Source organism: Streptomyces sp. A2-16 (assembly GCF_018128905.1).
Lineage (GTDB): Bacteria > Actinomycetota > Actinomycetes > Streptomycetales > Streptomycetaceae > Streptomyces.
This window is the reverse complement of the sequence record NZ_CP063808.1, coordinates 2,075,574-2,101,323: the sequence shown is the minus strand read 5'-3', so window position 1 is coordinate 2,101,323 and position 25,750 is coordinate 2,075,574. Positions and strand designations below refer to the sequence as shown.

Genomic DNA, 25,750 nt, shown 5'->3' with positions numbered 1-25,750 from the left:
CAGTTCGGCAGCTTCGCACATCGTCCGCACACCCTCCGGACGGAAACACTGCAGACCGGCATCCGCATGGCCGTCGAAGGTAAGTAACCTTGCATGCGGCTGTCCAGCCGAGCCGGTCCGTCCGGCCTGGGCGGTGGCACGAGCACGAGCGGGCATCGGAGGGCGGCCGCACACATGACCACCGGACTGATCCCCGGGGGACAGAACCCGGACCCCCGGCCGACGGGCGGTCTGCCGCAGCAGCGGCATGCGCCGGTCGGCCAGGCAGCCCTGCACGTCGACAACCGGTCGAGGAGTTCTGTGATCACCGCGCGCGCGGCCGCCAGCTTCGAGCCTGTCGGACGATCGGTAGCGACCGCCCGCTCCTTCGTCCGCGACACCCTCCAGGGCTGGGGCTTCGCCGACATCGTCGACGACGCGGTCGTCCTCACCAGCGAACTCGTCACCAACGCCGTGGTGCATGCGGGCACCTCCGCGGACGTTCTGTGTCTGCGCAGTGACGACGGTGTCCGGGTCGAGGTGGCCGACCGCTACCCCGAGCGGGAGATCCCGCTCCAGGGCCAGGCCGTCAACATGGGCAACCTCGACCGCGAGGGCGGCCGCGGTCTCCAGCTGTGCGCCGCGCTCGCCGGCCGCTGGGGCGTCGAGTACACCCCCACCCACAAGCAGGTCTGGTTCCAGCTCGACCTGCCCGAACGCCCGGTGGGCACCCGCACGGCGGGCCCGTCCCTGCCCGCGGACCTCCTCCCGCTGGCCGACGGCCGCGTCCGCGTCGCCGTCGTCCAGATCGACCGCACGTGCGCCATCACCTCGTGGAACGAGGACGCCGAGGAACTCTTCGGCTACGCCGCCGAACAGGTGATCGGCAAGCCGCTCACGGACCTCGCGGCCTGGCCGCACACCCCGGGCACCGGCACCGGAATCGCCGAGGCACTCCAACTCTCGCGCTGGGAGGGCAGTTACGGCATAAGGGCCGCCAACGGCCGCGTCGCCTCGGTCTACGCCTCCCACCTGCGCGTCCGCGACACCGGCGGCGAGCCCTCCACGGTCTGCCTCCTGGTCCGCGACCACGAACGCGCCGTACTCCAGACGCCGTTGCGCGTCCCCGCCTCCGACACGACCACCTCCTCCGACGGCCAGAGCACCGACCCCTTCGAGGTGTTCATCGGCTCCCCCGCCCCGGACGACCTCGACGGCCTCCTCCAGCGCACGGTCGAACGCGCGCGCGACATGCTCGACGGCGACTCCGCCTTCCTGCTCCTCGCGACGGACGACGAGACGGAGCTGGAGGTCCGCGCCTCGACCGGCCTGCCCTCGGCTCGACAGCGCTTCGCGCGCGTGCCCGTCGAAGCGGGCCCCGGCCGCTACGGCTCCGCGCGCATGCCCGCCGTCCACGACGACCTCCTGGCCGTACCGGGCGCCGTGCCGCTCCTGAGCGGCACCGGCATGCGTTCGGTCGTCACGGTCCCCCTGAAGGTCGAGGGGCGCCTCACCGGCTCCCTGGGCGTGGCCGCGGAGGGCCCCGGCAGATACTCGAACGAAGAGGCCCTGCGCCTCCAATTCGCCGCCGACCGCATCGCGTTGGCCGTCGAGTCGGCCCGCCTGGGCGAACTCGAACGCCTGCGGCGCGGCTCCCTGAGCTTCCTCGTCGAGGCCTCCGACCTCCTCGCCGGCACCCTGGACCGCGACCAGACGCTGGCCCTCATGGCCCAGATGACCGTCCCGACCCTGGCCACCTGGTGCGCCGTCTACACGATCGCCGACCAGGCCTCGGATCCCTATCTGTCGTACGTCCTGCACGAGGACGAGGAACTCATCGACGGCATCAAGTCGTTGCTGTCGAAGGTGCAGCCCCCGGACCCGGTCCCCACTCCCGGCGCCCGCGTCTGGTCGGCCCCCGGCGAGGCGGCCCACCAGGCCGCCCTGCGCAGCTCGATGCGCAGCCTCGGACTCAGCGGCGGACCCACCCACCAGCTCGCCTCCGGAATCGGCCCCACGCTGGCCACGGCCTCCGCTGTCGGCGGCGAGACCGTCGTCCTCCCCTTGGTCGCCCGCAACCGTGTCATCGGCATGCTGACCCTCGGCAAGCCGGCCGACGAGCACTTCCGCCAGGAAATCCTGGAACTGGCCGAGGACTTGTCCCGCCGGGCCGCCCTGGCCCTGGACAACGCCCGCCTCTACTCCGAGCGCACGGCCATCAGCCAGTCCCTCCAGCGCAGCCTCCTGCCTCCGGAGCTGCCCGAGATCGACGGCGTCGAGGTCGAGGTCATCTACCGCGCGGCCGGCGAGGGCAACGAGGTCGGCGGCGACTTCTACGACGTGTTCCCCATCAGCGACGGCGCGTACGGCTTCGCCATCGGCGACGTCTGCGGCACGGGCCCGAACGCGGCGGCGGTGACAGGACTCGCCCGACACGCCCTCCGCCTCCTGGCCAGGGAGGGCCTGAGCGGCCCCGCCGTCCTGGAGCGCCTGAACTCCGCGATCCTCGACGAGGGCGCCCGCAGCCGCTTCCTGACGCTCCTGTACGGCGAGCTGTGGCCGCAGGAGGACGGCAGCGCGCGCCTGAAGGTGGTCTGCGCCGGCCACCCGCTCCCGCTCCGCCTGCGCCAGGACGGCACCGTGGAACCGGCCGCCGAACCCCAGCCGCTCCTCGGCGTCATGGAGGACCTGGAGCTCTACGAGGAGACGGTCACCCTCGACCCGGGCGATGTCCTGCTCTGCGTCACGGACGGCGTCACCGAGCGCCGTGAAGGTACCCGCATGCTGGGCGACGACGGTCTCGCCGACGTCCTCACCACGTGCACGGGCCTGACGGCCGGCGCGGTAGCGGCCCGCATCATGCGCGCGGTCGAGCGTTTCGCTTCCGACGCCCCGTCAGACGACATGGCGATTCTGGCGATGCGCGTCCCGGGCCTCCACCAGGACTGAGAGCAGGCACGAGAAAGGCCCCGCCCGAATGGGCGGGGCCTTTTGACTGGAGCCCCCTAACGGAATCGAACCGTTGACCTTCTCCTTACCATGGAGACGCTCTGCCGACTGAGCTAAGGGGGCCTGTCGCTTTACGATGTTTCCCTCGCGGCAACGGAATAGATCATACCCCGAACAGACCCGTGCTCCCAACTCGCTCAGAAGGCAGGCTGAAGCAGTCCGCCGAGCGCATTGCACGCGGCCACGACCCGCTGCATGTCCCGCTTCGTCAGGGAAGCGTCCACCGGCAGCGCGAGCGTCTCGTCGGCGGCCCGTTCGGTTTCCGGCAGCGATACACAGCGCCGGAATTCGGGCAGCCGGTGCACGGGCGTCTTCACCGGGACGCGGCACTCGACTCCCTTGCTCCGCAGGGCCCGCGCAAAGGCATCCCGGTCCGGTCGCCCGTTCCCCGGCACCCGCACGACGTACTGCTGATAGGTGTGCCCGTCGCCGCCATCGGGCGTGCGCACCCCGCGCAACTTCCCATCGAGATAGCACGCCCGCTCCCGACGCTGTGCGACTTCGTCGTACGGCGCGGACTCACCCTCCTGCAGCACCAGCAGCCCGTGCCGCTGCCCCACCCCGAGCAGCCGCGCCATGTCGGCCGGCCGCCCGAATCGGTGTACGACCACGATGGCCGCCGTCCGCGGAGTGATGGCCGCTTCGACAGCGGACGCGTCGAGGCAGTAGCTGACCGGATGTATGTCCGCGAACACCGGAAGCGCACCCGCGAGTGTCACCGCCTGGGCGACCTCGACGTTCCCGAAGGCCGGTACGACGACCTCGTCACCGACTCCGACGCCGGCGGCCCTGAGCATTGCAGCAGTACCCATGCTCCGGATGGTGGTTGTGCAACGTGAACTCCAAGTGACGCACAACAAAAAAGGGTTGGACCCCGAACCGAAGTTCAGGATCCAACCCTTTTAATAATTGTTCGGCGGTGTCCTACTCTCCCACAGGGTCCCCCCTGCAGTACCATCGGCGCTGAAAGGCTTAGCTTCCGGGTTCGGAATGTAACCGGGCGTTTCCCTCACGCTATGACCACCGAAACACTATGAAGTTAGACCGGAAACACAACACGGTCGTTGCCTCAGAACTAACACAGTGGACGCGAGCAAATATGGACAAGCCCTCGGCCTATTAGTACCGGTCACCTCCACCCATTACTGGGCTTCCAGATCCGGCCTATCAACCCAGTCGTCTACTGGGAGCCTTAACCCCTCAAAGGGGGTGGGAATACTCATCTCGAAGCAGGCTTCCCGCTTAGATGCTTTCAGCGGTTATCCCTCCCGAACGTAGCCAACCAGCCATGCCCTTGGCAGAACAACTGGCACACCAGAGGTTCGTCCGTCCCGGTCCTCTCGTACTAGGGACAGCCCTTCTCAATATTCCTACGCGCGCAGCGGATAGGGACCGAACTGTCTCACGACGTTCTAAACCCAGCTCGCGTACCGCTTTAATGGGCGAACAGCCCAACCCTTGGGACCGACTCCAGCCCCAGGATGCGACGAGCCGACATCGAGGTGCCAAACCATCCCGTCGATATGGACTCTTGGGGAAGATCAGCCTGTTATCCCCGGGGTACCTTTTATCCGTTGAGCGACGGCGCTTCCACAAGCCACCGCCGGATCACTAGTCCCGACTTTCGTCCCTGCTCGACCCGTCGGTCTCACAGTCAAGCTCCCTTGTGCACTTACACTCAACACCTGATTACCAACCAGGCTGAGGGAACCTTTGGGCGCCTCCGTTACTCTTTAGGAGGCAACCGCCCCAGTTAAACTACCCATCAGACACTGTCCCTGATCCGGATCACGGACCCAGGTTAGACATCCAGCACGACCAGACTGGTATTTCAACGACGACTCCACCTGAACTGGCGTCCAAGCTTCACAGTCTCCCAGCTATCCTACACAAGCCGAACCGAACACCAATATCAAACTGTAGTAAAGGTCCCGGGGTCTTTCCGTCCTGCTGCGCGAAACGAGCATCTTTACTCGTAGTGCAATTTCACCGGGCCTATGGTTGAGACAGTCGAGAAGTCGTTACGCCATTCGTGCAGGTCGGAACTTACCCGACAAGGAATTTCGCTACCTTAGGATGGTTATAGTTACCACCGCCGTTTACTGGCGCTTAAGTTCTCAGCTTCGCCACACCGAAATGTGACTAACCGGTCCCCTTAACGTTCCAGCACCGGGCAGGCGTCAGTCCGTATACATCGCCTTACGGCTTCGCACGGACCTGTGTTTTTAGTAAACAGTCGCTTCTCGCTGGTCTCTGCGGCCACCCCCAGCTCATGAAGTAAATTCAATCACCGGTGATGGCCCCCCTTCTCCCGAAGTTACGGGGGCATTTTGCCGAGTTCCTTAACCATAGTTCACCCGAACGCCTCGGTATTCTCTACCTGACCACCTGAGTCGGTTTAGGGTACGGGCCGCCATGAAACTCGCTAGAGGCTTTTCTCGACAGCATAGGATCATCCACTTCACCACAATCGGCTCGGCATCAGGTCTCAGCCACAAGTGCGACGGATTTGCCTATCGCACGGCCTACACCCTTACCCCGGGACAACCACCGCCCGGGCTGGACTACCTTCCTGCGTCACCCCATCACTCACCTACTGCAAGTCTGGTTCGTCGGCTCCACCACTCCCCTTTGCCCGAAGGCTCCGGGGCGGCTTCACGGACTTAGCATCGCCTGGTTCGATGTTTGACGCTTCACAGCGGGTACCGGAATATCAACCGGTTATCCATCGACTACGCCTGTCGGCCTCGCCTTAGGTCCCGACTTACCCTGGGCAGATCAGCTTGACCCAGGAACCCTTAGTCAATCGGCGCACACGTTTCCCACGTGTGTATCGCTACTCATGCCTGCATTCTCACTCGTGAACCGTCCACCACTAGCTTCCGCTGCAGCTTCACCCGGCACACGACGCTCCCCTACCCATCACAGCCGCCGTTGGGCGTATTGCTGCAATGACACGACTTCGGCGGTACGCTTGAGCCCCGCTACATTGTCGGCGCGGAATCACTAGACCAGTGAGCTATTACGCACTCTTTCAAGGGTGGCTGCTTCTAAGCCAACCTCCTGGTTGTCTCTGCGACTCCACATCCTTTCCCACTTAGCGTACGCTTAGGGGCCTTAGTCGATGCTCTGGGCTGTTTCCCTCTCGACCATGGAGCTTATCCCCCACAGTCTCACTGCCGCGCTCTCACTTACCGGCATTCGGAGTTTGGCTAAGGTCAGTAACCCGGTAGGGCCCATCGCCTATCCAGTGCTCTACCTCCGGCAAGAAACACACGACGCTGCACCTAAATGCATTTCGGGGAGAACCAGCTATCACGGAGTTTGATTGGCCTTTCACCCCTAACCACAGGTCATCCCCCAGGTTTTCAACCCTGGTGGGTTCGGTCCTCCACGAAGTCTTACCTCCGCTTCAACCTGCCCATGGCTAGATCACTCCGCTTCGGGTCTTGAGCGTGCTACTCAAACGCCCTATTAGGACTCGCTTTCGCTACGGCTACCCCACCCGGGTTAACCTCGCAACACACCGCAAACTCGCAGGCTCATTCTTCAAAAGGCACGCAGTCACGAGAATGAAAGCAAGCTTTCATTCCGACGCTCCCACGGCTTGTAGGCACACGGTTTCAGGTACTATTTCACTCCGCTCCCGCGGTACTTTTCACCATTCCCTCACGGTACTATCCGCTATCGGTCACCAGGGAATATTTAGGCTTAGCGGGTGGTCCCGCCAGATTCACACGGGATTTCTCGGGCCCCGTGCTACTTGGGTGTCTCTCAAACGAGCCGCTGATGTTTCGACTACGGGGGTCTTACCCTCTACGCCGGACCTTTCGCATGTCCTTCGCCTACATCAACGGTTTCTGACTCGTCTCACAGCCGGCAGACTGTGAAAGAGAGATCCCACAACCCCGCATGCGCAACCCCTGCCGGGTCTCACACGCATACGGTTTGGCCTCATCCGGTTTCGCTCGCCACTACTCCCGGAATCACGGTTGTTTTCTCTTCCTGCGGGTACTGAGATGTTTCACTTCCCCGCGTTCCCTCCACATACCCTATGTGTTCAGGTATGGGTGACAGCCCATGACGACTGCCGGGTTTCCCCATTCGGAAACCCCCGGATCAAAGCCTGGTTGACGACTCCCCGGGGACTATCGTGGCCTCCCACGTCCTTCATCGGTTCCTGGTGCCAAGGCATCCACCGTGCGCCCTTAAAAACTTGGCCACAGATGCTCGCGTCCACTGTGCAGTTCTCAAACAACGACCAGCCACCCATCACCCCGGAGCAACACTCCGAGTTCACTGGGGCCGGCATCGAGGGGGTTCATTCCCTCAGACACCCAACAGCGTGCCCGACCAGATCCCGTCCGGAGATCATGCTTTCCACGCTCTTGCGAGCAGTACTTGCAGCCTCCGACCCGTGAAACCGGCCGAATAATCAACGTTCCACCCATGAGCAACCACCGCAGAACGTTTGCCTGCGTAATGGCCCTGGACCACCAAGCACGCTTGGCGGCCTAGATGCTCCTTAGAAAGGAGGTGATCCAGCCGCACCTTCCGGTACGGCTACCTTGTTACGACTTCGTCCCAATCGCCAGTCCCACCTTCGACAGCTCCCTCCCACAAGGGGTTGGGCCACCGGCTTCGGGTGTTACCGACTTTCGTGACGTGACGGGCGGTGTGTACAAGGCCCGGGAACGTATTCACCGCAGCAATGCTGATCTGCGATTACTAGCAACTCCGACTTCATGGGGTCGAGTTGCAGACCCCAATCCGAACTGAGACAGGCTTTTTGAGATTCGCTCCACCTCACGGTATCGCAGCTCATTGTACCTGCCATTGTAGCACGTGTGCAGCCCAAGACATAAGGGGCATGATGACTTGACGTCGTCCCCACCTTCCTCCGAGTTGACCCCGGCGGTCTCCTGTGAGTCCCCATCACCCCGAAGGGCATGCTGGCAACACAGAACAAGGGTTGCGCTCGTTGCGGGACTTAACCCAACATCTCACGACACGAGCTGACGACAGCCATGCACCACCTGTACACCGACCACAAGGGGGGCACTATCTCTAATGCTTTCCGGTGTATGTCAAGCCTTGGTAAGGTTCTTCGCGTTGCGTCGAATTAAGCCACATGCTCCGCTGCTTGTGCGGGCCCCCGTCAATTCCTTTGAGTTTTAGCCTTGCGGCCGTACTCCCCAGGCGGGGAACTTAATGCGTTAGCTGCGGCACCGACGACGTGGAATGTCGCCAACACCTAGTTCCCACCGTTTACGGCGTGGACTACCAGGGTATCTAATCCTGTTCGCTCCCCACGCTTTCGCTCCTCAGCGTCAGTAATGGCCCAGAGATCCGCCTTCGCCACCGGTGTTCCTCCTGATATCTGCGCATTTCACCGCTACACCAGGAATTCCGATCTCCCCTACCACACTCTAGCTAGCCCGTATCGAATGCAGACCCGGGGTTAAGCCCCGGGCTTTCACACCCGACGTGACAAGCCGCCTACGAGCTCTTTACGCCCAATAATTCCGGACAACGCTTGCGCCCTACGTATTACCGCGGCTGCTGGCACGTAGTTAGCCGGCGCTTCTTCTGCAGGTACCGTCACTTTCGCTTCTTCCCTGCTGAAAGAGGTTTACAACCCGAAGGCCGTCATCCCTCACGCGGCGTCGCTGCATCAGGCTTTCGCCCATTGTGCAATATTCCCCACTGCTGCCTCCCGTAGGAGTCTGGGCCGTGTCTCAGTCCCAGTGTGGCCGGTCGCCCTCTCAGGCCGGCTACCCGTCGTCGCCTTGGTGAGCCATTACCTCACCAACAAGCTGATAGGCCGCGGGCTCATCCTTCACCGCCGGAGCTTTCAACCACCACAGATGCCTGCGGTAGTGGTATCCGGTATTAGACCCCGTTTCCAGGGCTTGTCCCAGAGTGAAGGGCAGATTGCCCACGTGTTACTCACCCGTTCGCCACTAATCCCCACCGAAGTGGTTCATCGTTCGACTTGCATGTGTTAAGCACGCCGCCAGCGTTCGTCCTGAGCCAGGATCAAACTCTCCGTGAATGTTTACCCGTAATCGGGTGCACACACACGAGAGCGGAACAACCACCGGAATAGGGCGGTCGTTCACAGCGTCCTCGCTGTGTTTTCTTCAAAGGAACCTCGCCCTCTCGAAACCGAGAGAGACGGGGTATCAACATATCTGGCGTTGATTTTTGGCACGCTGTTGAGTTCTCAAGGAACGGACGCTTCCTTTGTACTCACCCTCTCGGGCTTTCCTCCGGGCTTTTCCCTTCGGTCTTGCGTTTCCGACTCTATCAGACCGTTTCCGGTTCCGATTTCCTCGGTGCTTTCCAGGTTCCCGCTCTCGCGTTTCCCTTTCCGGCGGCTCCGACTTTATCAGAAGTTCTGAGTCGGAATTCCCGCCCTCCTGGAGGCTGGCCCCGGAGCACGAAGCTGCCGGGTTCCCCCTCGGGCGGAGCCGTAAACCTACTGGAGCGGGGCGCCTCGATGCAAATCGAGGCGCCCCGCTCCTGGTTCACTCGGACGGATGTCCGACGGTCCGTCAGACCTCCACCACCACAGGGAGGATCATCGGCCTGCGGCGATACGTGTCGGAGACCCACTTGCCCAGGGTCCGCCGCACCAGCTGTTGCAGCTGGTGGGGTTCGACCACGCCGTCCTGCGCCGAGCGCTCGAGCACCTCGGTGATCCTCGGGATCACGTCGCTGAACGCCGAGTCGTCGATGCCGGAGCCGCGGGCCTGGATGTGCGGGCCGCCCGTGATCTTGCCTGTGGACGAGTCGACGACCAGGAAGACCGAGATGATGCCCTCGTCGCCGAGGATCTTGCGGTCCTTGAGGGCCGGCTCGCCGACATCGCCGACCGAGAGGCCGTCGACGTAGACGTAGCCCGCCTGCACCTTGCCCGAGATCTTCGCCTTGCCCTCGACGAGGTCGACGACCACGCCGTCCTCGGCGATGACGATGCGGTCGTGCGGGACGCCGGTCAGGGCGCCCAACTCGGCGTTGGCGCGCAGGTGGCGCCATTCGCCGTGGACCGGCATCAGGTTCTTCGGGCGGCAGATGTTGTAGAAGTACAGGAGCTCGCCCGCGGACGCGTGGCCCGAGACGTGCACCTTGGCGTTGCCCTTGTGGACGACGTTGGCGCCCCAGCGGGTCAGGCCGTTGATGACGCGGTAGACCGCGTTCTCGTTCCCGGGGATCAGCGAGGACGCGAGGATGACCGTGTCGCCCTGGACGATCCGGATCTGGTGATCGCGGTTGGCCATGCGGGACAGGGCGGCCATCGGTTCGCCCTGGGAGCCCGTGCAGACCAGGACCACCTCGTGGTCCGGGAGGTCGTCGAGCGTCTTGACGTCCACCACCAGCCCCGGCGGGACCTTCAGATAGCCGAGGTCCCGTGCGATGCCCATGTTGCGGACCATCGAGCGGCCCACGAAGGCGACGCGGCGGCCGTACTCGTGCGCCGTGTCCAGGATCTGCTGGATGCGGTGGATGTGGCTGGCGAAGCTGGCCACGATGATCCGCTTGCGTGCGTTCCCGAAGACCGTGCGCAGGACGTTGGAGATGTCCCGCTCGGGTGCCACGAATCCGGGGACCTCGGCGTTCGTGGAGTCGGAGAGAAGGAGGTCGATCCCTTCCTCGCTCAGACGTGCGAACGCGTGCAGATCCGTGAGACGGCCGTCCAGCGGGAGCTGGTCCATCTTGAAGTCGCCCGTGTGGACCACCATGCCCGCCGGCGTGCGGATGGCGACGGCGAGGGCGTCCGGGATCGAGTGGTTGACCGCGACGAACTCGCAGTCGAAGGGGCCGATGCGCTCGCGGTGTCCCTCCGCCACCTCAAGGGTGTACGGACGGATCCGGTGCTCCTGGAGCTTGGCCTCGATGAAGGCCAGGGTCAGCTTGGAGCCGATCAGGGGGATGTCCGGCTTCTCCCGGAGGAGATACGGGACGGCCCCGATGTGGTCCTCGTGACCATGGGTGAGGACGATGCCCTCGATGTCGTCGAGGCGGTCCCGGATGGACGAGAAGTCCGGCAGGATCAGGTCGATTCCGGGCTGTTCCTCCTCGGGGAAGAGAACGCCGCAGTCGACGATGAGCAGACGGCCGCCGAACTCGAAGACCGTCATGTTTCGGCCGATCTCGCCGAGACCGCCGAGCGGGGTGACCCGGAGGCCGCCTTCGGGCAGCGGCGGGGGCGGGGCCAGTTCAGGATGCGGATGACTCAAAAGACTCTCCTCACCACGCGCGCCACGTACCGGTGGCACGTGGCGCGCGTGACGTTCGTGCGTGTAGCAGTTGTCGTTGTGGAGCGGGCACCGGTGGCCCGCGTATTCAGTTGTTGAGTCTGGTTGCGCGCCGGGCGCGCGAAGTCTGGTGCTAGAGCTGTACCCCGCCGGCGGCAAGATCGATCTTGAGCTGCCGGATCTCTTCGGGTGAGAGCTCCACCATGGGGGCGCGCAGGGGCCCGGCGGGGAGGCCCTGGAGGGCGAGCGCCGCCTTGGTCGTCATCACGCCCTGGGTGCGGAACATGCCCGTGTAGACGGGAAGCAGCTTCTGGTGGATCTCGGTGGCCTTCTGGACGTCTCCGGAGACGAACGCCTCGACCAGGGCGCGCAGGTCCGGGGTGACGACATGGCCGACGACCGAGACGAAGCCGACCGCGCCCACGGAGAGCAGCGGCAGGTTCAGCATGTCGTCGCCGGAGTACCAGGAGAGGCCGGAGCGGGCGATGGCCCAGCTGGCGCGGCCGAGGTCGCCCTTGGCGTCCTTGTTGGCGACGATCCGCGGGTGCTCGGCGAGCCGGACCAGCGTCTCGGTGCTGATCGGGACACCGCTGCGGCCCGGGATGTCGTAGAGCATGACGGGCAGCTCGGCGGCGTCGGCGACGGCCGTGAAGTGCCGGTACAGGCCCTCCTGCGGGGGCTTGTTGTAGTACGGCGTCACGATGAGCAGGCCGTGTGCGCCGGTCTTCTCGGCGGTGCGGGCCAGCTCGATGCTGTGGCGGGTGTCGTTGGTGCCGACGCCGGCGACGACGTGGGCACGGTCGCCGACTGCCTCCAGTACGGCTCGTACGAGGTCCGATTTCTCCGCGTCACTGGTGGTGGGGGACTCGCCGGTGGTGCCGTTGATGATCAGGCCGTCGTTGCCTGCGTCCACCAGGTGGGTGGCGAGCCGCTGTGCGCCGTCGAGGTCGAGTGCGCCGTCCGCCGTGAAGGGCGTGACCATGGCGGTGAGGACCCGCCCGAAGGGGGTCTGCGGAGTGGAGGTCGGAGCCATGGGTAACACGCTACTCGTTGCTCAAGGCGGGGTCTGCCCTAGGGGGGCGGGAAAAGTCAGGACAAATGCGGAGCCCGGCACTGCCTGCTCGGGGGTTCAAGCAGTGCCGGGTCCGTTTGATCAGGCTAGATGAACTTCTCTAAATGCCGCAATACGGACACTTCGCACGGTGGACCCGCACATCTGTGCCCGCGGTAAACAGGCGTCCGTTACGGCGCCACACGGCCGTTCGCATTGAAGGCGGCGTAGGTGAGCGGCATGAGCTTCGCCCACTCCGCCTCCATCTTCTCGCCGACCATCTCGATCTCCCGCTGCGGGAAGGACGGCACCTTCGCCTGCTCGTGCTGGGTGCGCAGCCCCAGGAAGTGCATCAGCGAGCGGGCGTTGCAGGTGGCGTACATCGAGGAGAACAGGCCGACAGGCAGGACCGAACGGGCGACCTCGCGGGCGACGCCCTCGGCCAGCAGCTTCTGGTAGGCGGTGTACGCCTGGCGGTAGGAGTCGTCGAGGACGCTGCGGACGGCTTCGTGCTGCTCCGGGGAGCCCTCGACGAAGACGTACTTGCCGGGGCGCCCTTCCTGCACGAGCTTCCGGTCCGCTCCGGGGACGTAGAAGACCGGCTCGAGCTCCCGGTAGCGACCGCTCTCCTCGTTGTACGACCAGCCCACGCGGTGCCGCATGAACTCGCGGAAGACGAAGATCGGCGCCGTGACGAAGAAGGTCATGGAGTTGTGCTCGAACGGGCTGCCGTGCCGGTCCCTCATCAAGTAGTTGATCAGCCCCTTGGAGCGCTCGGGGTCCTTCTGCAGCTCGTCGAGGGACTGCTCGCCCAGGGTCGAGACACGGGCGGCGAACAGCACGTCGGAGTCCGAGGCGCTGGACTTCACCAGCTCGACGGTGACGTCGTTGCGCAAGGAGATTTCGGGGTCGCCGGCGGGGCTCACGGAGGGTCCTTCCCATCACATCTGCGGTCAGCGCCCACTCTACGTGGCTCCGCATCGAAGGATTTGGCGATAGTTGGGCACCATTTGCGGTACTCGCTCGTCTGTACAGACAGCAGTTGACTGTTCGATCCCCGAAGGGAGACGTACCCCCATGCTGTTGCGTCGGCGCGAGCCCGTACCGTTCGCCTTTCTCGCCGAAGCCGACAGGTTCCGCAGCAATGTCACTCCTCCGCCCCGTGAGCGGGCCTCCGTCGGTGAGATGGCCGGGCGTTGGCTGACGGGACTCACCATCGTCGCCGGGCTAGTGGGCTCACTCGTGCTCGGGATGCCGGCGCTGTCGCAGGATCAGGCGCCTTCGCAGACCCAGCAGTCGCAGGCATCCCAGGGGCACTGACTCAGACGGGCCCCCTCGGGTGGCTCGCGGGGACACCGGCGGATAGCCTCACCGGGCACAGCCCACGTACGGATCGAGTGAGGACCCGCCGTGCCCCTGCCCTTCCTGACGGCCGACCGCGCGTTCGAGGCGACGGACGACGACATCGCGCTGCCGTTCGACGACCGTGACCGCTGGCGGCGCCCCTACCGGCCCGGTCCGTGGCGGGTGGGTGTGGCGGCGATCCTCCTTCTGCTCGCCTCGTACGTGCTGTTCGCCGCGGTGATCATCGCGCTGACCGGTTCGCCGTCCGAGGCCGCCGTGGTGCTCGGCATCGCGGTGCTCGTCATCCTCGGTGCGCTGCGACTGCTGCGCATGGGCGTGTGGGTGAGCGCCCGCGGCGTACGTCGGGTGGGCTTCCTCTTCACTCGTACGGTGTCCTGGGAACAGGTCGTCGCCGTACGGACGGCACAGCAGCCGGTGCGCTGGCTGGGTCTGCCGCGCACCGTCCAGGGACAGGCCCTGACCGTCGTACGGCAGGGCCGGACGCCGGATGACATGCCGCCGCTGCTGACCACGCACAACGCGGACTTCCTCGCACGCGGCCAGGCGTTCGACCGGGCCGCGGACGCGGTGGAGGCCTGGGCGGCGGAGTACGCACGGGGCTGACCCCGGCAGGACGCATGACGAAGGGGGCCGGTCCGCACCAGGACCGGCCCCCTTCGTCATGTCCGGACCTCAGAGCTGCTGGACGGGCCTGCCGTCGTGGAGCGCTATCGCGCGCTGCATGGCCTTGCGGGCGCGCGGGGTGTCGCGGGCGTCGTGGTAGGCGACCGCGAGGCGGAACCAGCTGCGCCAGTCGTCGGGGGCCGCCTCCGTCTCGGCCTTGCGCTTGGTGAAGACCTCGTCGGCCGAGTCGCGGTCGATACGGCCGCCGGGCGTGCGCTTGAGCTCGTCGACGGGCAGGCCGCCCTCGGCGTCGAGTTCGGCGGCGAGGGCGTTGGCCCGGCGGACGAACTGGGTGTTCTTCCACAGGAACCACAGGCCGATCACCGGCAGGATCAGCACCGCCACGCCGAACGTGACGGTGACGAGGGTGCCGGACTGGATCAGCATGACGCCGCGGCTGCCGACCAGGACGAAGTAGAAGACCAGGACCGCGGCCGTGACGGCGTAGGACAGCTTGGCGCGCATCAGCCCAGGTCCAGGAAGTTCTCCAGGCCGAAGGTCAGGCCCGGGGTCGTGACCACTCGGCGGGCGCCCAGCAGGATGCCCGGCATGAAGCTGCTGTGGTGGAGGGAGTCGTGCCGGATGGTCAGGGTCTCGCCCTCGCCGCCGAGCAGGACCTCCTGGTGGGCCAGCAGACCGCGCAGGCGGACGGAGTGCACGGGGATGCCGTCGACGTCCGCGCCGCGCGCGCCGTCCAGCGCCGTCTCCGTGGCGTCCGGCGCGGGTGCGGTGCCCGCCGCTCGGCGTGCCTCGGCGATGAGCTGGGCGGTGCGGGTGGCGGTCCCCGAAGGAGCGTCGACCTTCTTCGGGTGGTGGAGCTCGATGACCTCCACCGACTCGAAGTAGGGCGCGGCGATCTGCGCGAACTTCATGTTCAGGACGGCCCCGATGGAGAAGTTGGGCGCGATGAGGACGCCCGTCTCGGGGGAGGCGGCCAGCCAGCCGTTCAGCTGCGCGAGGCGTTCGTCGGTCCATCCCGTCGTACCGACGACGGCGTGGATGCCGTGGCCGACGCAGTACTCGAGGTTCTCCATCACCGAGGCGGGCGTGGTCAGTTCGACGGCGACCTGGGCGCCCGTCTCGGCGAGGGTCTCCAGCTTGTCGCCCCGGCTCAGGGCGGCGACCAGCTCCATGTCGGCGGCGGACTCGACGGCCCGGACCGCCTCGGAGCCGATCCGGCCCTTGGCTCCGAGGACCGCCACACGCAACTTGCTCATCTTCTTGCTTCCTTCGGGAGAGGACCTACGCGACCGCTTCGTGCAGTCGGGCCGCCTGCTTGTCCTTCAGCGGGCCGATGACCGACAGCGACGGGCGCTGTCCCAGGATCTCGCGGGCGACCGCGCGCACGTCGTCCGGGGTGACCGACGCTATACGGGTCAGCATGTCGTCGACGGACATCTGATCGCCCCAGCACAGCTCGCTCTTGCCGATGCGGTTCATCAGCGCGCCGGTGTCCTCCAGGCCCAGGACCGTGGAGCCCCTCAGCTGGCCGATGGCGCGGCCGATCTCGTCGTCCGAGAGGCCGTGCTCGGCGACCTGGTCGAGTTCGTCGCGGCAGATCTTCAGCACGTCGTGGACCTGCGACGGCCGGCAGCCGGCGTACACCCCGAACAGGCCGCAGTCGGCGAACCCGGAGGTGTACGAGTAGACGCTGTACGCCAGTCCGCGCTTCTCCCTGACCTCCTGGAAGAGGCGGGACGACATGCCGCCGCCCAGGGCCGTGTTCAGCACGCCGAGGGCCCAGCGGCGGTCGTCGGTGCGGGCGAGTCCCGGCATGCCGAGGACGACGTGGGCCTGCTCGGTCTTGCGGCCGATCAGCTCCACGCGGCCCGCGGTGCGCAGGGCGCGCCTGCCGTCGCGCGGGGCGATGGGCGTGGCGTCGGGGTTCTTGAGCGCGCCGGCCTTCTCGAAGGCGGCGCGGACCTGTCGTACGACCTTGTTGTGGTCGACATTGCCGGCGGCGGCGACCACGAGGTGGGTGGGGTCGTAGTGCTTCTTGTAGAAGCGGCGGATGCGGTCGGCCGTCAGGGCGTTGACGGTGTCGACGGTGCCGAGGACCGGGCGCCCGAGGGGGTTGTCGCCGAACATGGTGGACGCGAACAGGTCGTGCACGCAGTCGCCCGGGTCGTCCTCGGTCATGGCGATCTCTTCGAGGATCGCGCCGCGCTCGACGTTGACGTCCTCTTCGAGGATCAGGGAGCCCGTGAGCATGTCGCAGACGACGTCTATGGCGAGCGGCAGGTCGGTGTCGAGCACGCGCGCGTAGTAGCACGTGTACTCCTTCGCCGTGAACGCGTTCATCTCGCCGCCGACCGCGTCGATGGCGGAGGAGATGTCCAGGGCGGAGCGACGCTGCGTTCCCTTGAAGAGGAGGTGCTCCAGGTAGTGGGTGGCGCCGTTGAGAGCGGGTGTCTCGTCGCGGGAGCCGACGTGCGCCCAGATTCCGAAGGTCGCGGAACGGACCGAGGGGAGGGTCTCGGTGACGATGCGCAGGCCACCGGGGAGGGTGGTCTTGCGGACGGTGCCGATGCCGTTCTCGCCCTTGATCAGGGTTTGGGTACGGGCGACGGCCCGCGCCTCCGAAGAGGTGCGGGCCGTCGCCTTGGAGCTGTGGGACGTCACTGGTCGGCGTCGTCCTTCTTCTCGTCGGAGGAGCCTTCCTCGCCCTCGATCACGGGGATCAGGGAGAGCTTGCCGCGAGAGTCGATCTCGGCGATCTCGACCTGGACCTTAGCGCCCACGCCGAGCACGTCCTCGACGTTCTCCACGCGCTTGCCGCCGGCCAGCTTGCGGATCTGCGAGATGTGCAGCAGACCGTCCTTGCCCGGGAGCAGCGACACGAACGCACCGAAGGTGGTGGTCTTGACGACCGTGCCCAGGTAGCGCTCGCCGACCTCCGGCATGGTCGGGTTGGCGATCGAGTTGATCGTGGTGCGGGCCGCCTCGGCGGAGGGGCCGTCGACCGCACCGATGTAGATGGTGCCGTCGTCCTCGATCGTGATGTCGGCGCCGGTGTCCTCCTGGATCTGGTTGATCATCTTGCCCTTGGGGCCGATGACCTCGCCGATCTTGTCCACGGGGATCTTCACGGTGATGATCCGCGGGGCGTTCGGGGACATCTCGTCCGGCGTGTCGATCGCTTCCATCATCACGTCGAGGATGTGGAGGCGGGCGTCACGGGCCTGCTTGAGGGCGGCGGCCAGGACGGAGGCGGGGATGCCGTCCAGCTTGGTGTCGAGCTGGAGGGCGGTGACGAACTCCTTGGTGCCGGCGACCTTGAAGTCCATGTCGCCGAAGGCGTCCTCCGCACCGAGGATGTCGGTGAGGGTGACGTAGTGCGTCTCGCCGTCGATGTCCTGGGAGATCAGGCCCATGGCGATACCGGCGACGGGGGCCTTCAGCGGCACACCGGCGTTCAGCAGCGACATGGTGGAGGCGCAGACCGAGCCCATGGACGTCGAGCCGTTGGAGCTCAGCGCCTCGGAGACCTGGCGGATCGCGTAGGGGAACTCCTCGCGGGTCGGCAGGACCGGGACGAGGGCGCGCTCGGCGAGGGCGCCGTGGCCGATCTCGCGGCGCTTGGGGGAGCCGACGCGGCCGGTCTCGCCGGTGGAGTACGGCGGGAAGTTGTAGTTGTGCATGTAGCGCTTGCGGGTCACCGGGGAGAGGGTATCCAGCTGCTGCTCCATGCGGAGCATGTTGAGGGTGGTGACGCCCAGGATCTGGGTCTCGCCACGCTCGAACACCGCGGAGCCGTGCACGCGCGGGATGGCCTCGACCTCGGCGGCGAGCGTACGGATGTCCGTGACGCCACGGCCGTCGATGCGCTTCTTCTCCTTGATCACGCGCTCGCGGACGAGCTGCTTGGTCAGGGAGCGGTACGCGGCGGAGATCTCCTTCTCGCGGCCCTCGAACTCCGGCAGGAGCTTCTCGGCGGCGAGCGCCTTGACGCGGTCCAGCTCGGACTCGCGCTCCTGCTTGCCGGCGATGGTCAGCGCGGAGGCGAGCTCCGGGCGGACGGCGGCGGAGAGCGCCTCCAGGATGTCGTCCTGGTAGTCGAGGAAGATCGGGAACTCGCCGGTGGGCTTGGCGGCCTTCGACGCGAGGTCGGCCTGGGCCTTGCAGAGCACCTTGATGAAGGGCTTCGCGGCTTCCAGACCGGCGGCGACGACCTCCTCGGTCGGGGCCTCGGCGCCGCCCTTGACGAGCTGGATGGTCTTCTCGGTGGCCTCGGCCTCGACCATCATGATCGCGACGTCGCCGTCCTCCAGGGTGCGGCCCGCGACGACCATGTCGAAGACGGCGTCCTCGAGCTCGGAGTGCGTCGGGAAGGCGACCCACTGGCCGTTGATCAGCGCGACGCGGACGCCGCCGATCGGGCCGGAGAAGGGCAGACCGGCCAGCTGGGTGGACGCGGAGGCGGCGTTGATCGCCACGACGTCGTACAGGTGGTCGGGGTTGAGCGCCATGATGGTGGCGACGACCTGGATCTCGTTGCGCAGGCCCTTCTTGAAGGAGGGGCGCAGCGGGCGGTCGATCAGGCGGCAGGTGAGGATGGCGTCCTCGGAGGGACGGCCCTCACGGCGGAAGAAGCTGCCGGGGATCTTGCCGGCGGCGTACATCCGCTCCTCGACGTCCACCGTCAGGGGGAAGAAGTCGAGCTGGTCCTTGGGGTTCTTGGAGGCGGTGGTGGCCGACAGCACCATGGTGTCGTCGTCCAGGTACGCCACGGCGGAGCCGGCGGCCTGCTTGGCCAGGCGGCCCGTCTCGAAGCGGATGGTGCGGGTGCCGAAGGTGCCGTTGTCGATGACGGCCTCGGCGTAGTGGGTCTCGTTCTCCACTAGCGTGTTCTCCGTTACTTTCGTCTGCGATTCGTCTTTTGTCCCTGGCCGCCCGTGTGGCGGGGGGACGTGCGCGGAGAAGCGCTCCATCTGGTGCGGGCCGGTCTTCGATCGAAGCACCCGGGTTCGCAAGGCCCGGGGGCCACTACCGAGGACCGGCGGCGGCGAGGTGCGTTTCTCCTCGTGGTACTGCGTTGTGCTACCACACTACAAAGTGGGTGTGACACCGCGCACGTTTCCGCACGCACGGTGAGCACATATGGCAAAGGGAGCGGCCCCCGATCGTTTCGGGAACCGCTCCCTTCACGGCGTCCTACTTGGCGCCCGCCGCACCGCGGCGGATGCCGAGGCGGTCGACCAGCGCACGGAAGCGCTGGATGTCCTTCTTCGCCAGGTACTGGAGAAGGCGACGGCGCTGACCGACCAGGATCAGCAGGCCACGACGGGAGTGGTGGTCGTGCTTGTGGGTCTTGAGGTGCTCGGTCAGGTCCGAGATACGGCGCGAGAGCATCGCGACCTGGACCTCGGGGGAGCCGGTGTCGCCCTCCTTGGTACCGAACTCGGTGATGATCTGCTTCTTCGTGGCGGCGTCGAGCGACACGCGTACTCCTCGTAGTCTCTTTGGGTAGCCACCGAGTGCCCCTGGTCCACTTCTCAGGGGAGCTTCCGTTACTCGGGAGGCGGGGATCCGCTGGGCGCGGCCTCCAGAGCGGTGAGCTCCGGGGGTGCGTACACAAACGGCCGTCAGCCAGGGTATCAGCCCTGCGGCAGTGCCCCGGCCCACGCCGGCGTCGTACACATGGCACGGCGGCTGCCACCCGGGTGGGTGACAGCCGCCGTCGGCTGATCGGGACGTGCGTCAGCTGGTCATGCCGCGGGCGGCCGCGTACAGGTCGAGGACCGCGAGGCACAGCGGGACGAGGGAGAGGAGCACCGCGCCCTCGCTCAGGTCGAGCATGCGGCCCCAGAAGGGGGTCACGCCCTTGCGCGGGACGATCAGGGCGACGGCCACCAGGAGCATCGCGCCGAACGCGACCGCGGCGGAGAGCCAGACGGTGCGGATGTCCAGCGGGGCGTGGTTGTGGTTGTAGACGAGCTCTTCCATGATGTCGGCCGGCGGGTTCAGGGCGAGGCCGAGGACCAGCAGGCTGACGGTGACGATGCCCGAGATCATCAGGGTCACGACCTGGGACGTGTACAGGAAGAGACGGGCCCGCATCAGCATGGCGAGGCCGGCCGCAAGGGACAGCAGCTGCGCCCAGCCGCTGCTGGAGAAGCCGAGCACCACGCCCGCGGAGGCGACACCGGTGACCGCGCAGCCGCCGACGAGGCCGAGCAGCAGTTCGTGGCCGCGGCGGGCCTGGTCGGTGATGAGCTGGTAGTCGACCGGCTCCTGCTCCTGCTGGTCCTCGGCGCGGCCGCGCTTGGCGATCTGGTCGGGCGAGCGGAAGCCGATGGGCAGCCGGGAGAAGCGGGCGGACCAGCCGGGCAGGAAGCCGATGACGGCGACCATGACCACGGCGGTGACGGCTGCGGTCTCGCGCGGCTCGGCCTCGGAGACGATCGCGGCGAAGGTGGCGAGGACGCCGATGCCGGCGCCGAACGCGGCGGCGATGAAGGGCGCGTCCTTCTGCGGGAGCATCAGGACGAGCAGCACCGCGGCGACGAGGACGGCGGCGAATCCGACGAGGAGGTTCAGCCGTCCGGGGCCCTCGCCCGCGTCGAGGCCCATGATGCCGGAGCCGCCGACCATCAGGTGCGGCAGCGAGGCGATGCCGAGGGCCACGGCCGCGTGGTGGTCCTCGTAGACCCGGGCCCGTACGGAGGCGAGCGCGACGAGGACGACGCCGGTGACGCCCGCGATGACGCCGGGCAGGCCGTGCATGTTGTGGCGGAGCGGCTCCGAGAACCACAGTGCCAGCGCCATCATGGTCAGCAGCAGTGCGCCGGCGGTCAGGCCGACGACCCGCATCATGCCGTCGTTCCAGCTGCGCCGGTCGGCCTCGACGACCGCGGCCACGGCGTCCACGACGTCGTCGAAGACGGCGGGCGGCAGCGAGTCCGCGAACGGCCGCAGGAGCAGCAATTCGCCATCGCGTATCTGCTGTTCGGCGAGCGAGCGGCCGTCGTCGAGGACGGAACCGTCCCTGCGCACGAGGTTGTACCCGGTGGGCGCGGCCTCTTCGGGCGTCTGCCCCGACAGCCGCAGGATCTCCGGGTATACGTCAGAGAGCGGCACGTCCTCGGGAAGTGCCACATCGATCCGGCTGTTCGGTGCCGCCACCGTGACCCGGCAGAATCCGGTTGCTGAAACCGTACTCACCTGACGGTTCCCCCTAGTCCAGTACTCGGTGATTCGTCGCGGTTTGCCAGGGCGAAACCCGCTCCGCGCTTCGTTTGGAGCGTCACCCTACCGTCCCCTTGCGGCATCTCCCCATCCCCTCCCGGCTCAACGGCCCCGCAGAACAGTAGGATCAACGCCCGACTCATGAGTGGGCTGAGCCCCATGAGTCGATGAACGTACGGGGGCCGTCACGACGGGGGCGGTTCGACATTGCTATCGCGTGAAGGACTGGTGGATCGGTGAGCGTTGTCATCGTCAAGCGCCCGCCGCGGGTTTACCCGCCGGAGGTGCCGAGTGAGGAGGTCAAGCTCGAGTCCCCTCCCGAACTCCCTCGTACCGAGGACGACAGTCTGCTGATGAACCTGCTGCCCATGCTGGGCATGGGTTCGTCGGCGGCGTTCTTCTTCATGCCGGGCGCCCAGGGCTTCATGAAGATCATGGGCGGGCTCATGATGGTCTCCACGGTCGCGATGCTGGTCGCGCAGATCGTGCGGGCCAGGAAGGGGCCGTCGGGCCAGATGGCCGAGGCCCGGCGCGACTACCTCAAGTACCTGGCGCAGAAGCGCCGCGAGGTGCGCCGCACGGTGCACAAGCAGCGGGACGCGCAGTACTACCTGCACCCGGCGCCGGAGCAGCTGTGGGCGCTGATCGCCGAGGGTTCCCGGCTGTGGGAGCGGCGTTCGACGGACCAGGACTTCGTCCAGGTGCGGATCGGTCTGGGCCCGCAGCAGCTGGCGACGCCGCTGGTGGCGCCCGACACCGCGCCGGTCGACGAACTGGAGCCGCTGACCGCCCACTCGATGCAGCAGTTCATCGCGAGCTACGGCACGCTCGGTGATCTCCCGCTGGCGATCGGGCTGCGCTCCTTCTACCACGTGACGATCTCCGGCGACGCGGAGACGGTCTACGGCCAGACCCGGTCCGTGGTCGGCCAGTTGGCCGCGCTGCACTCCCCCGAGGACGTGGTGATCGCGGTCGTGGCCTCGCCGGGCGCGGCGGTGGACTGGGAGTGGACCAAGTGGCTGCCGCACATGCAGCACAAGGAGTCCGACGGCGCCGGCAGCCGCCGTCTGCTCTGCTACGACCTCGGCGAACTCGAGGAGATGATCGCCCACCAGCTGGAGGGCCGCCCGCGCTGGAGCCGGGACGGCTCGCCGGTGCTGGACCAGCCGCACGTGGTCGTCGTCCTCGACGGCGGCGCGGTGCCCGCGGACTCGGTGCTCGCCTCGGCGGAGGGTCTGCAGGGCGTGACCATCCTCGAGGTGGTGCCCGGTGAACTCGACGAGGCACGCGGCTCGCTGTCGGTGCGGGTGTGGCCGGACGCGATGGAGCTGGAGGCGGGCACGGGTGTCTTCACCGGGGTGCCCGACGTGCTGGCGCAGGCGCAGGCCGAGTCGCTGGCCCGTCAGCTGGCGCCGCTGCGTCTCGGCGCGGCCGACGCGGACGAGCCGCTGCTGGCGAACCTGGACTTCACCGACCTGATGCAGATCGGTGACGCGGCGGGCGTGGACGTCTCGCGCACCTGGCGGCCGCGCACGCTGCACGAGCGGCTGCGGGTGCCGATCGGTCTCGGCGAGAGCGGCGAGCCGGTCATGCTGGACCTCAAGGAGGCCTCGCAGGAGGGCATGGGCCCGCACGGTCTGTGCGTCGGCGCCACCGGTTCCGGTAAGTCGGAGCTGCTGCGCACCCTGGTCCTCGGCCTCGCGGTCACCCACTCCTCCGAGACGCTCAACTTCGTCCTCGCGGACTTCAAGGGTGGTGCGACCTTCACCGGCATGGGTTCCATGCCGCACGTCTCCGCGGTCATCACCAACCTGGCCGACGAGCTCACCCTCGTGGACCGGATGCGCGACTCCATCACCGGTGAGCTGACCCGCCGCCAGGAACTCCTGCGCACGGCGGGCAACTACGCCAACATCACCGACTACGAGAAGGCCCGCGCCGCCGGTGCCGCGCTCGACCCGCTGCCCTCGCTCGTCCTGATCATCGACGAGTTCAGCGAACTGCTCGCCGCCAAGCCGGACTTCATCGAGATGTTCATCCAGATCGGCCGTATCGGCCGTTCGCTGGGTGTGCACATGCTGCTCGCCTCGCAGCGCCTCGAGGAGGGCAAGCTGCGCGGCCTGGACACCTTCCTGTCGTACCGCATCGGTCTGCGTACGTTCTCCGCGGCCGAGTCCCGTACGGCGATCGGTGTGCCCGACGCCTACCACCTGCCGAACGTCCCCGGCGCGGGCATCCTCAAGTACGACACCGAGACGATGGTGCAGTTCAAGGCCGCGTACGTGTCGGGCACCTACCGGGCGAACGGCCCGATCGCGCAGGGCGGGGGCCGGATCGACCGCTCCCCCGTGCTGTTCACCGCGGCGCCGGTGCCGGTGCGCATCCTCGCCGAGCCGGAGCCGGAGACGCGCGGCCACCAGGTCGACGACGCGCTCGCGGACACCGTCCTCGACGTCATCGTCAGCCGTCTGGACGGTCAGGGTCCGCCCGCCCACCAGGTGTGGTTGCCGCCGCTGGACGAGCCGTTCAGCCTCGACCAGGTGCTGCCGGCGCTCAACATCAGCCCGGAGCGCGGTCTGCACGCCGAGGGCTACCACGCGCAGAGCAAGCTGATCGTGCCGGTGGGCCTGGTCGACAAGCCCTTCGAGCAGCGCCGTGACGTGATGTACGCGGACCTGTCGGGTTCCGCCGGTCACGCGCTGATCGTGGGTGGCCCGCAGTCCGGCAAGTCGACGCTGGTGCGCACGATGATCACCTCGTTCGCGCTCACCCACACGCCGGCCGAAGTGCAGTTCTACGCCCTCGACTTCGGCGGCGGCGGCATGCTCGCGCTGGAGAACCTGGCCCACATGGGCGGTGCGGCCTCCCGTCTGGACCAGGAGAAGGTCCGCCGTACGGTCGCCGAGGTGCACGGCATCCTCAACGCCCGTGAGGAGTTCTTCCGCTCCAAGAGCATCGACTCCATGGGCACCTTCCGGTCCCGCCGGGCGCAGGGGCACTACCCCGACCAGCAGTGGGGCGACGTCTTCCTGATCATCGACGGCTGGGCGACGTTCAAGAACGACTACGAGATGCTCGACCCGGTCATCGCGGACATCGCGACCCGCGGTCTCGGTTTCGGTGTCCACCTGATCATCACCGCGACCCGGTACACCGAGATGCGGCCCGCGCTGCGCGACCAGATCCTCAGCCGCCTCGAACTGCGGCTCGGTGACGCGATGGAGTCGGAGTTCGACCGCAAGCGCGCCGAGAACGTGCCGATGGGCAAGCCCGGCCGCGGTCTGTCCCCGGACAAGCTGGACTACCTCGCGGCGACGCCCCGGATCGACGGGTCGACGCAGGTGGAGGACCTCGCCGACGGCATGGCGAACCTCGTGCAGAGCGTCAACAGCGCGTGGCAGGGCCCGACGGCCCCGAAGGTGCGGATGCTGCCGACGATGCTGCACGCGTCCGAGCTGCCCGGCGGCGGCGACTTCGGCAGCCGCGGTGTCGCGATCGGCGTCGACGAGCTCACCCTGTCGCCGGTGTTCGTGGACTTCGAGACCGACCCGCTGTTCGTCATCTACGGCGAGAGCGAGTCCGGCAAGTCCTCGCTGCTGCGGTTCATCGCCAAGCAGGTCTCCGAGCGCTACCAGCCCAACAAGGCGCTGTTCGTGGTCTCGGACTTCCGGCGCGCGCTGCTGGGCCAGGTGCCCGAGAGCCACATGTACAAGTACTGCGCCTCGGGTCCGCAGCTCCAGGAGGTCATGGAGTCGCTGGCCGGCTCGATGAGCCGCCGTATGCCGGGCCCGGACGTGACGCCGGACCAGCTGCGCAACCGGTCCTGGTACAACGAGCCCGACGCGTTCATCTTCATCGACGACTACGACCTCGTCGCCACGTCGATGGGCAACCCGATGTCGGTGCTCATGGAGTACCTGCCGTTCGCGCGTGACCTGGGCCTGCGCATCATCCTGGCCCGCACCACGTCGGGCGCCTCGCGCTCGTCCTTCGAGCCGGTCCTCACCCGGATCAAGGAACTGGGCGCGCAGGGCATCGTGCTGTCCGGCGACCCGTCGGAGGGCCCGGTGTTCAACAACATCAAGGCCACTCCGCAGCCGCAGGGCCGGGGCCAGTTCATCTCGCGCCGGACGAGCGGTCAGCTGGTGCAGACGGGGTATCTGCCGGAGAGCTGAGACCCCACGGGCATACGGCGATGGCGGCACCCTTTCCGGGTGCCGCCATCGCCGTATCC

At 66.9% G+C, this 25,750-nt stretch carries 14 protein-coding genes, 1 tRNA gene and 3 rRNA genes; 4 read left to right on the top strand and 14 right to left on the bottom strand.

From position 1 onward, the window contains the following. The first annotated feature begins 174 nt into the window (after positions 1 to 174). Positions 175 to 2,928 (top strand): SpoIIE family protein phosphatase, encoded by a 2,754-nt coding sequence (locus IOD14_RS09635; protein ID WP_212670049.1) that lies wholly within the window; start codon positions 175 to 177, stop codon positions 2,926 to 2,928. 47 nt (positions 2,929 to 2,975) lie between these two features. On the opposite strand, the gene IOD14_RS09630 is transcribed toward IOD14_RS09635, so the two are convergent. The 8 genes from IOD14_RS09630 to thyX form a co-directional block, all read right to left on the bottom strand. After that, a tRNA-Thr gene (locus tag IOD14_RS09630) sits at positions 2,976 to 3,051 on the bottom strand. 74 nt (positions 3,052 to 3,125) lie between these two features. After that, entirely contained in the window at positions 3,126 to 3,785 is a 660-nt protein-coding gene (locus tag IOD14_RS09625) for a DegT/DnrJ/EryC1/StrS family aminotransferase (protein WP_212673238.1), read from the bottom strand. Between the two features lie 114 nt (positions 3,786 to 3,899). After that, positions 3,900 to 4,016: ribosomal RNA gene (gene rrf / locus IOD14_RS09620) — 5S ribosomal RNA — on the bottom strand. Positions 4,017 to 4,087: 71 nt separating this feature from the next. Next, positions 4,088 to 7,210 (bottom strand): 23S ribosomal RNA (locus IOD14_RS09615). A 307-nt stretch (positions 7,211 to 7,517) separates the two neighbouring features. Beyond that, positions 7,518 to 9,043 (bottom strand): 16S ribosomal RNA (locus tag IOD14_RS09610). The 16S, 23S and 5S rRNA genes sit together here, the layout of an rRNA operon. A gap of 502 nt (positions 9,044 to 9,545) precedes the next feature. Next, the gene (locus IOD14_RS09605) at positions 9,546 to 11,231 is read right to left on the bottom strand and encodes a ribonuclease J (RefSeq protein WP_212670048.1); all 1,686 of its coding nucleotides are present in this window, start codon (positions 11,229 to 11,231) and stop codon (positions 9,546 to 9,548) included. Between the two features lie 151 nt (positions 11,232 to 11,382). After that, a complete protein-coding gene (gene dapA, locus IOD14_RS09600; RefSeq protein ID WP_123991971.1) occupies positions 11,383 to 12,282 on the bottom strand; it encodes a 4-hydroxy-tetrahydrodipicolinate synthase in 900 nt (299 codons plus the stop codon). 209 nt (positions 12,283 to 12,491) lie between these two features. Beyond that, positions 12,492 to 13,226 carry an FAD-dependent thymidylate synthase gene (thyX, locus tag IOD14_RS09595; RefSeq protein ID WP_212670047.1) on the bottom strand — a complete coding sequence of 245 codons (735 nt, stop codon included), beginning with the start codon at positions 13,224 to 13,226 and terminating at the stop codon, positions 12,492 to 12,494. Between the two features lie 154 nt (positions 13,227 to 13,380). Between thyX and IOD14_RS09590 the strand changes: the two genes are divergently transcribed. Together IOD14_RS09590 and IOD14_RS09585 are read left to right on the top strand one after the other, a co-directional pair. Continuing rightward, a complete protein-coding gene (locus tag IOD14_RS09590) occupies positions 13,381 to 13,620 on the top strand; it encodes a hypothetical protein (RefSeq protein ID WP_123992909.1) in 240 nt (79 codons plus the stop codon). A 90-nt stretch (positions 13,621 to 13,710) separates the two neighbouring features. Beyond that, the gene (locus IOD14_RS09585) at positions 13,711 to 14,268 is read left to right on the top strand and encodes a phage holin family protein (protein WP_212670046.1); all 558 of its coding nucleotides are present in this window, start codon (positions 13,711 to 13,713) and stop codon (positions 14,266 to 14,268) included. 69 nt (positions 14,269 to 14,337) lie between these two features. Here the strand turns inward: IOD14_RS09585 and IOD14_RS09580 are convergent, their stop codons facing one another. The 6 genes from IOD14_RS09580 to eccD all read right to left on the bottom strand — a co-directional run bounded on the left by IOD14_RS09580 (position 14,338) and on the right by eccD (position 21,492). Further along, the gene (locus IOD14_RS09580; RefSeq protein WP_123991968.1) at positions 14,338 to 14,793 is read right to left on the bottom strand and encodes a tetratricopeptide repeat protein; all 456 of its coding nucleotides are present in this window, start codon (positions 14,791 to 14,793) and stop codon (positions 14,338 to 14,340) included. Beyond that, the gene (dapB, locus tag IOD14_RS09575) at positions 14,793 to 15,545 is read right to left on the bottom strand and encodes a 4-hydroxy-tetrahydrodipicolinate reductase (RefSeq protein ID WP_123991967.1); all 753 of its coding nucleotides are present in this window, start codon (positions 15,543 to 15,545) and stop codon (positions 14,793 to 14,795) included. Before dapB ends, IOD14_RS09580 begins: the two co-directional genes overlap by 1 nt. Before the next feature lie 25 nt (positions 15,546 to 15,570). Further along, entirely contained in the window at positions 15,571 to 16,950 is a 1,380-nt protein-coding gene (locus IOD14_RS09570) for a pitrilysin family protein (RefSeq protein WP_123991966.1), read from the bottom strand. Next, a complete protein-coding gene (locus IOD14_RS09565; protein ID WP_123991965.1) occupies positions 16,947 to 19,169 on the bottom strand; it encodes a polyribonucleotide nucleotidyltransferase in 2,223 nt (740 codons plus the stop codon). Before IOD14_RS09565 ends, IOD14_RS09570 begins: the two co-directional genes overlap by 4 nt. A gap of 313 nt (positions 19,170 to 19,482) precedes the next feature. Next, positions 19,483 to 19,770, bottom strand: a complete 288-nt coding sequence (gene rpsO, locus IOD14_RS09560; RefSeq protein ID WP_005479656.1) for a 30S ribosomal protein S15 — start codon at positions 19,768 to 19,770, stop codon at positions 19,483 to 19,485. A gap of 258 nt (positions 19,771 to 20,028) precedes the next feature. Continuing rightward, positions 20,029 to 21,492: a type VII secretion integral membrane protein EccD gene (gene eccD, locus IOD14_RS09555; protein ID WP_249125883.1), complete on the bottom strand. Its 1,464-nt coding sequence runs from the start codon at positions 21,490 to 21,492 to the stop codon at positions 20,029 to 20,031. A 260-nt stretch (positions 21,493 to 21,752) separates the two neighbouring features. On the opposite strand from eccD, the gene eccCa reads away from it, so the two are divergent. Next, positions 21,753 to 25,691 (top strand): type VII secretion protein EccCa, encoded by a 3,939-nt coding sequence (gene eccCa / locus IOD14_RS09550; RefSeq protein ID WP_123991964.1) that lies wholly within the window; start codon positions 21,753 to 21,755, stop codon positions 25,689 to 25,691. Positions 25,692 to 25,750: the final 59 nt, after the last annotated feature.

What these genes read in the sequence shown, in the direction of transcription:
- IOD14_RS09580 (WP_123991968.1), bottom strand. Translation starts at nt 14,793, where the DNA reads ATGCGCGCCAAGCTGTCCTACGCCGTCACGGCCGCGGTCCTGGTCTTC.
- dapB (WP_123991967.1), bottom strand. Translation starts at nt 15,545, where the DNA reads ATGAGCAAGTTGCGTGTGGCGGTCCTCGGAGCCAAGGGCCGGATCGGC.
- dapA (WP_123991971.1), bottom strand. Translation starts at nt 12,282, where the DNA reads ATGGCTCCGACCTCCACTCCGCAGACCCCCTTCGGGCGGGTCCTCACC.
- IOD14_RS09625 (WP_212673238.1), bottom strand. Translation starts at nt 3,785, where the DNA reads ATGCTCAGGGCCGCCGGCGTCGGAGTCGGTGACGAGGTCGTCGTACCG.
- IOD14_RS09635 (WP_212670049.1), top strand. Translation starts at nt 175, where the DNA reads ATGACCACCGGACTGATCCCCGGGGGACAGAACCCGGACCCCCGGCCG.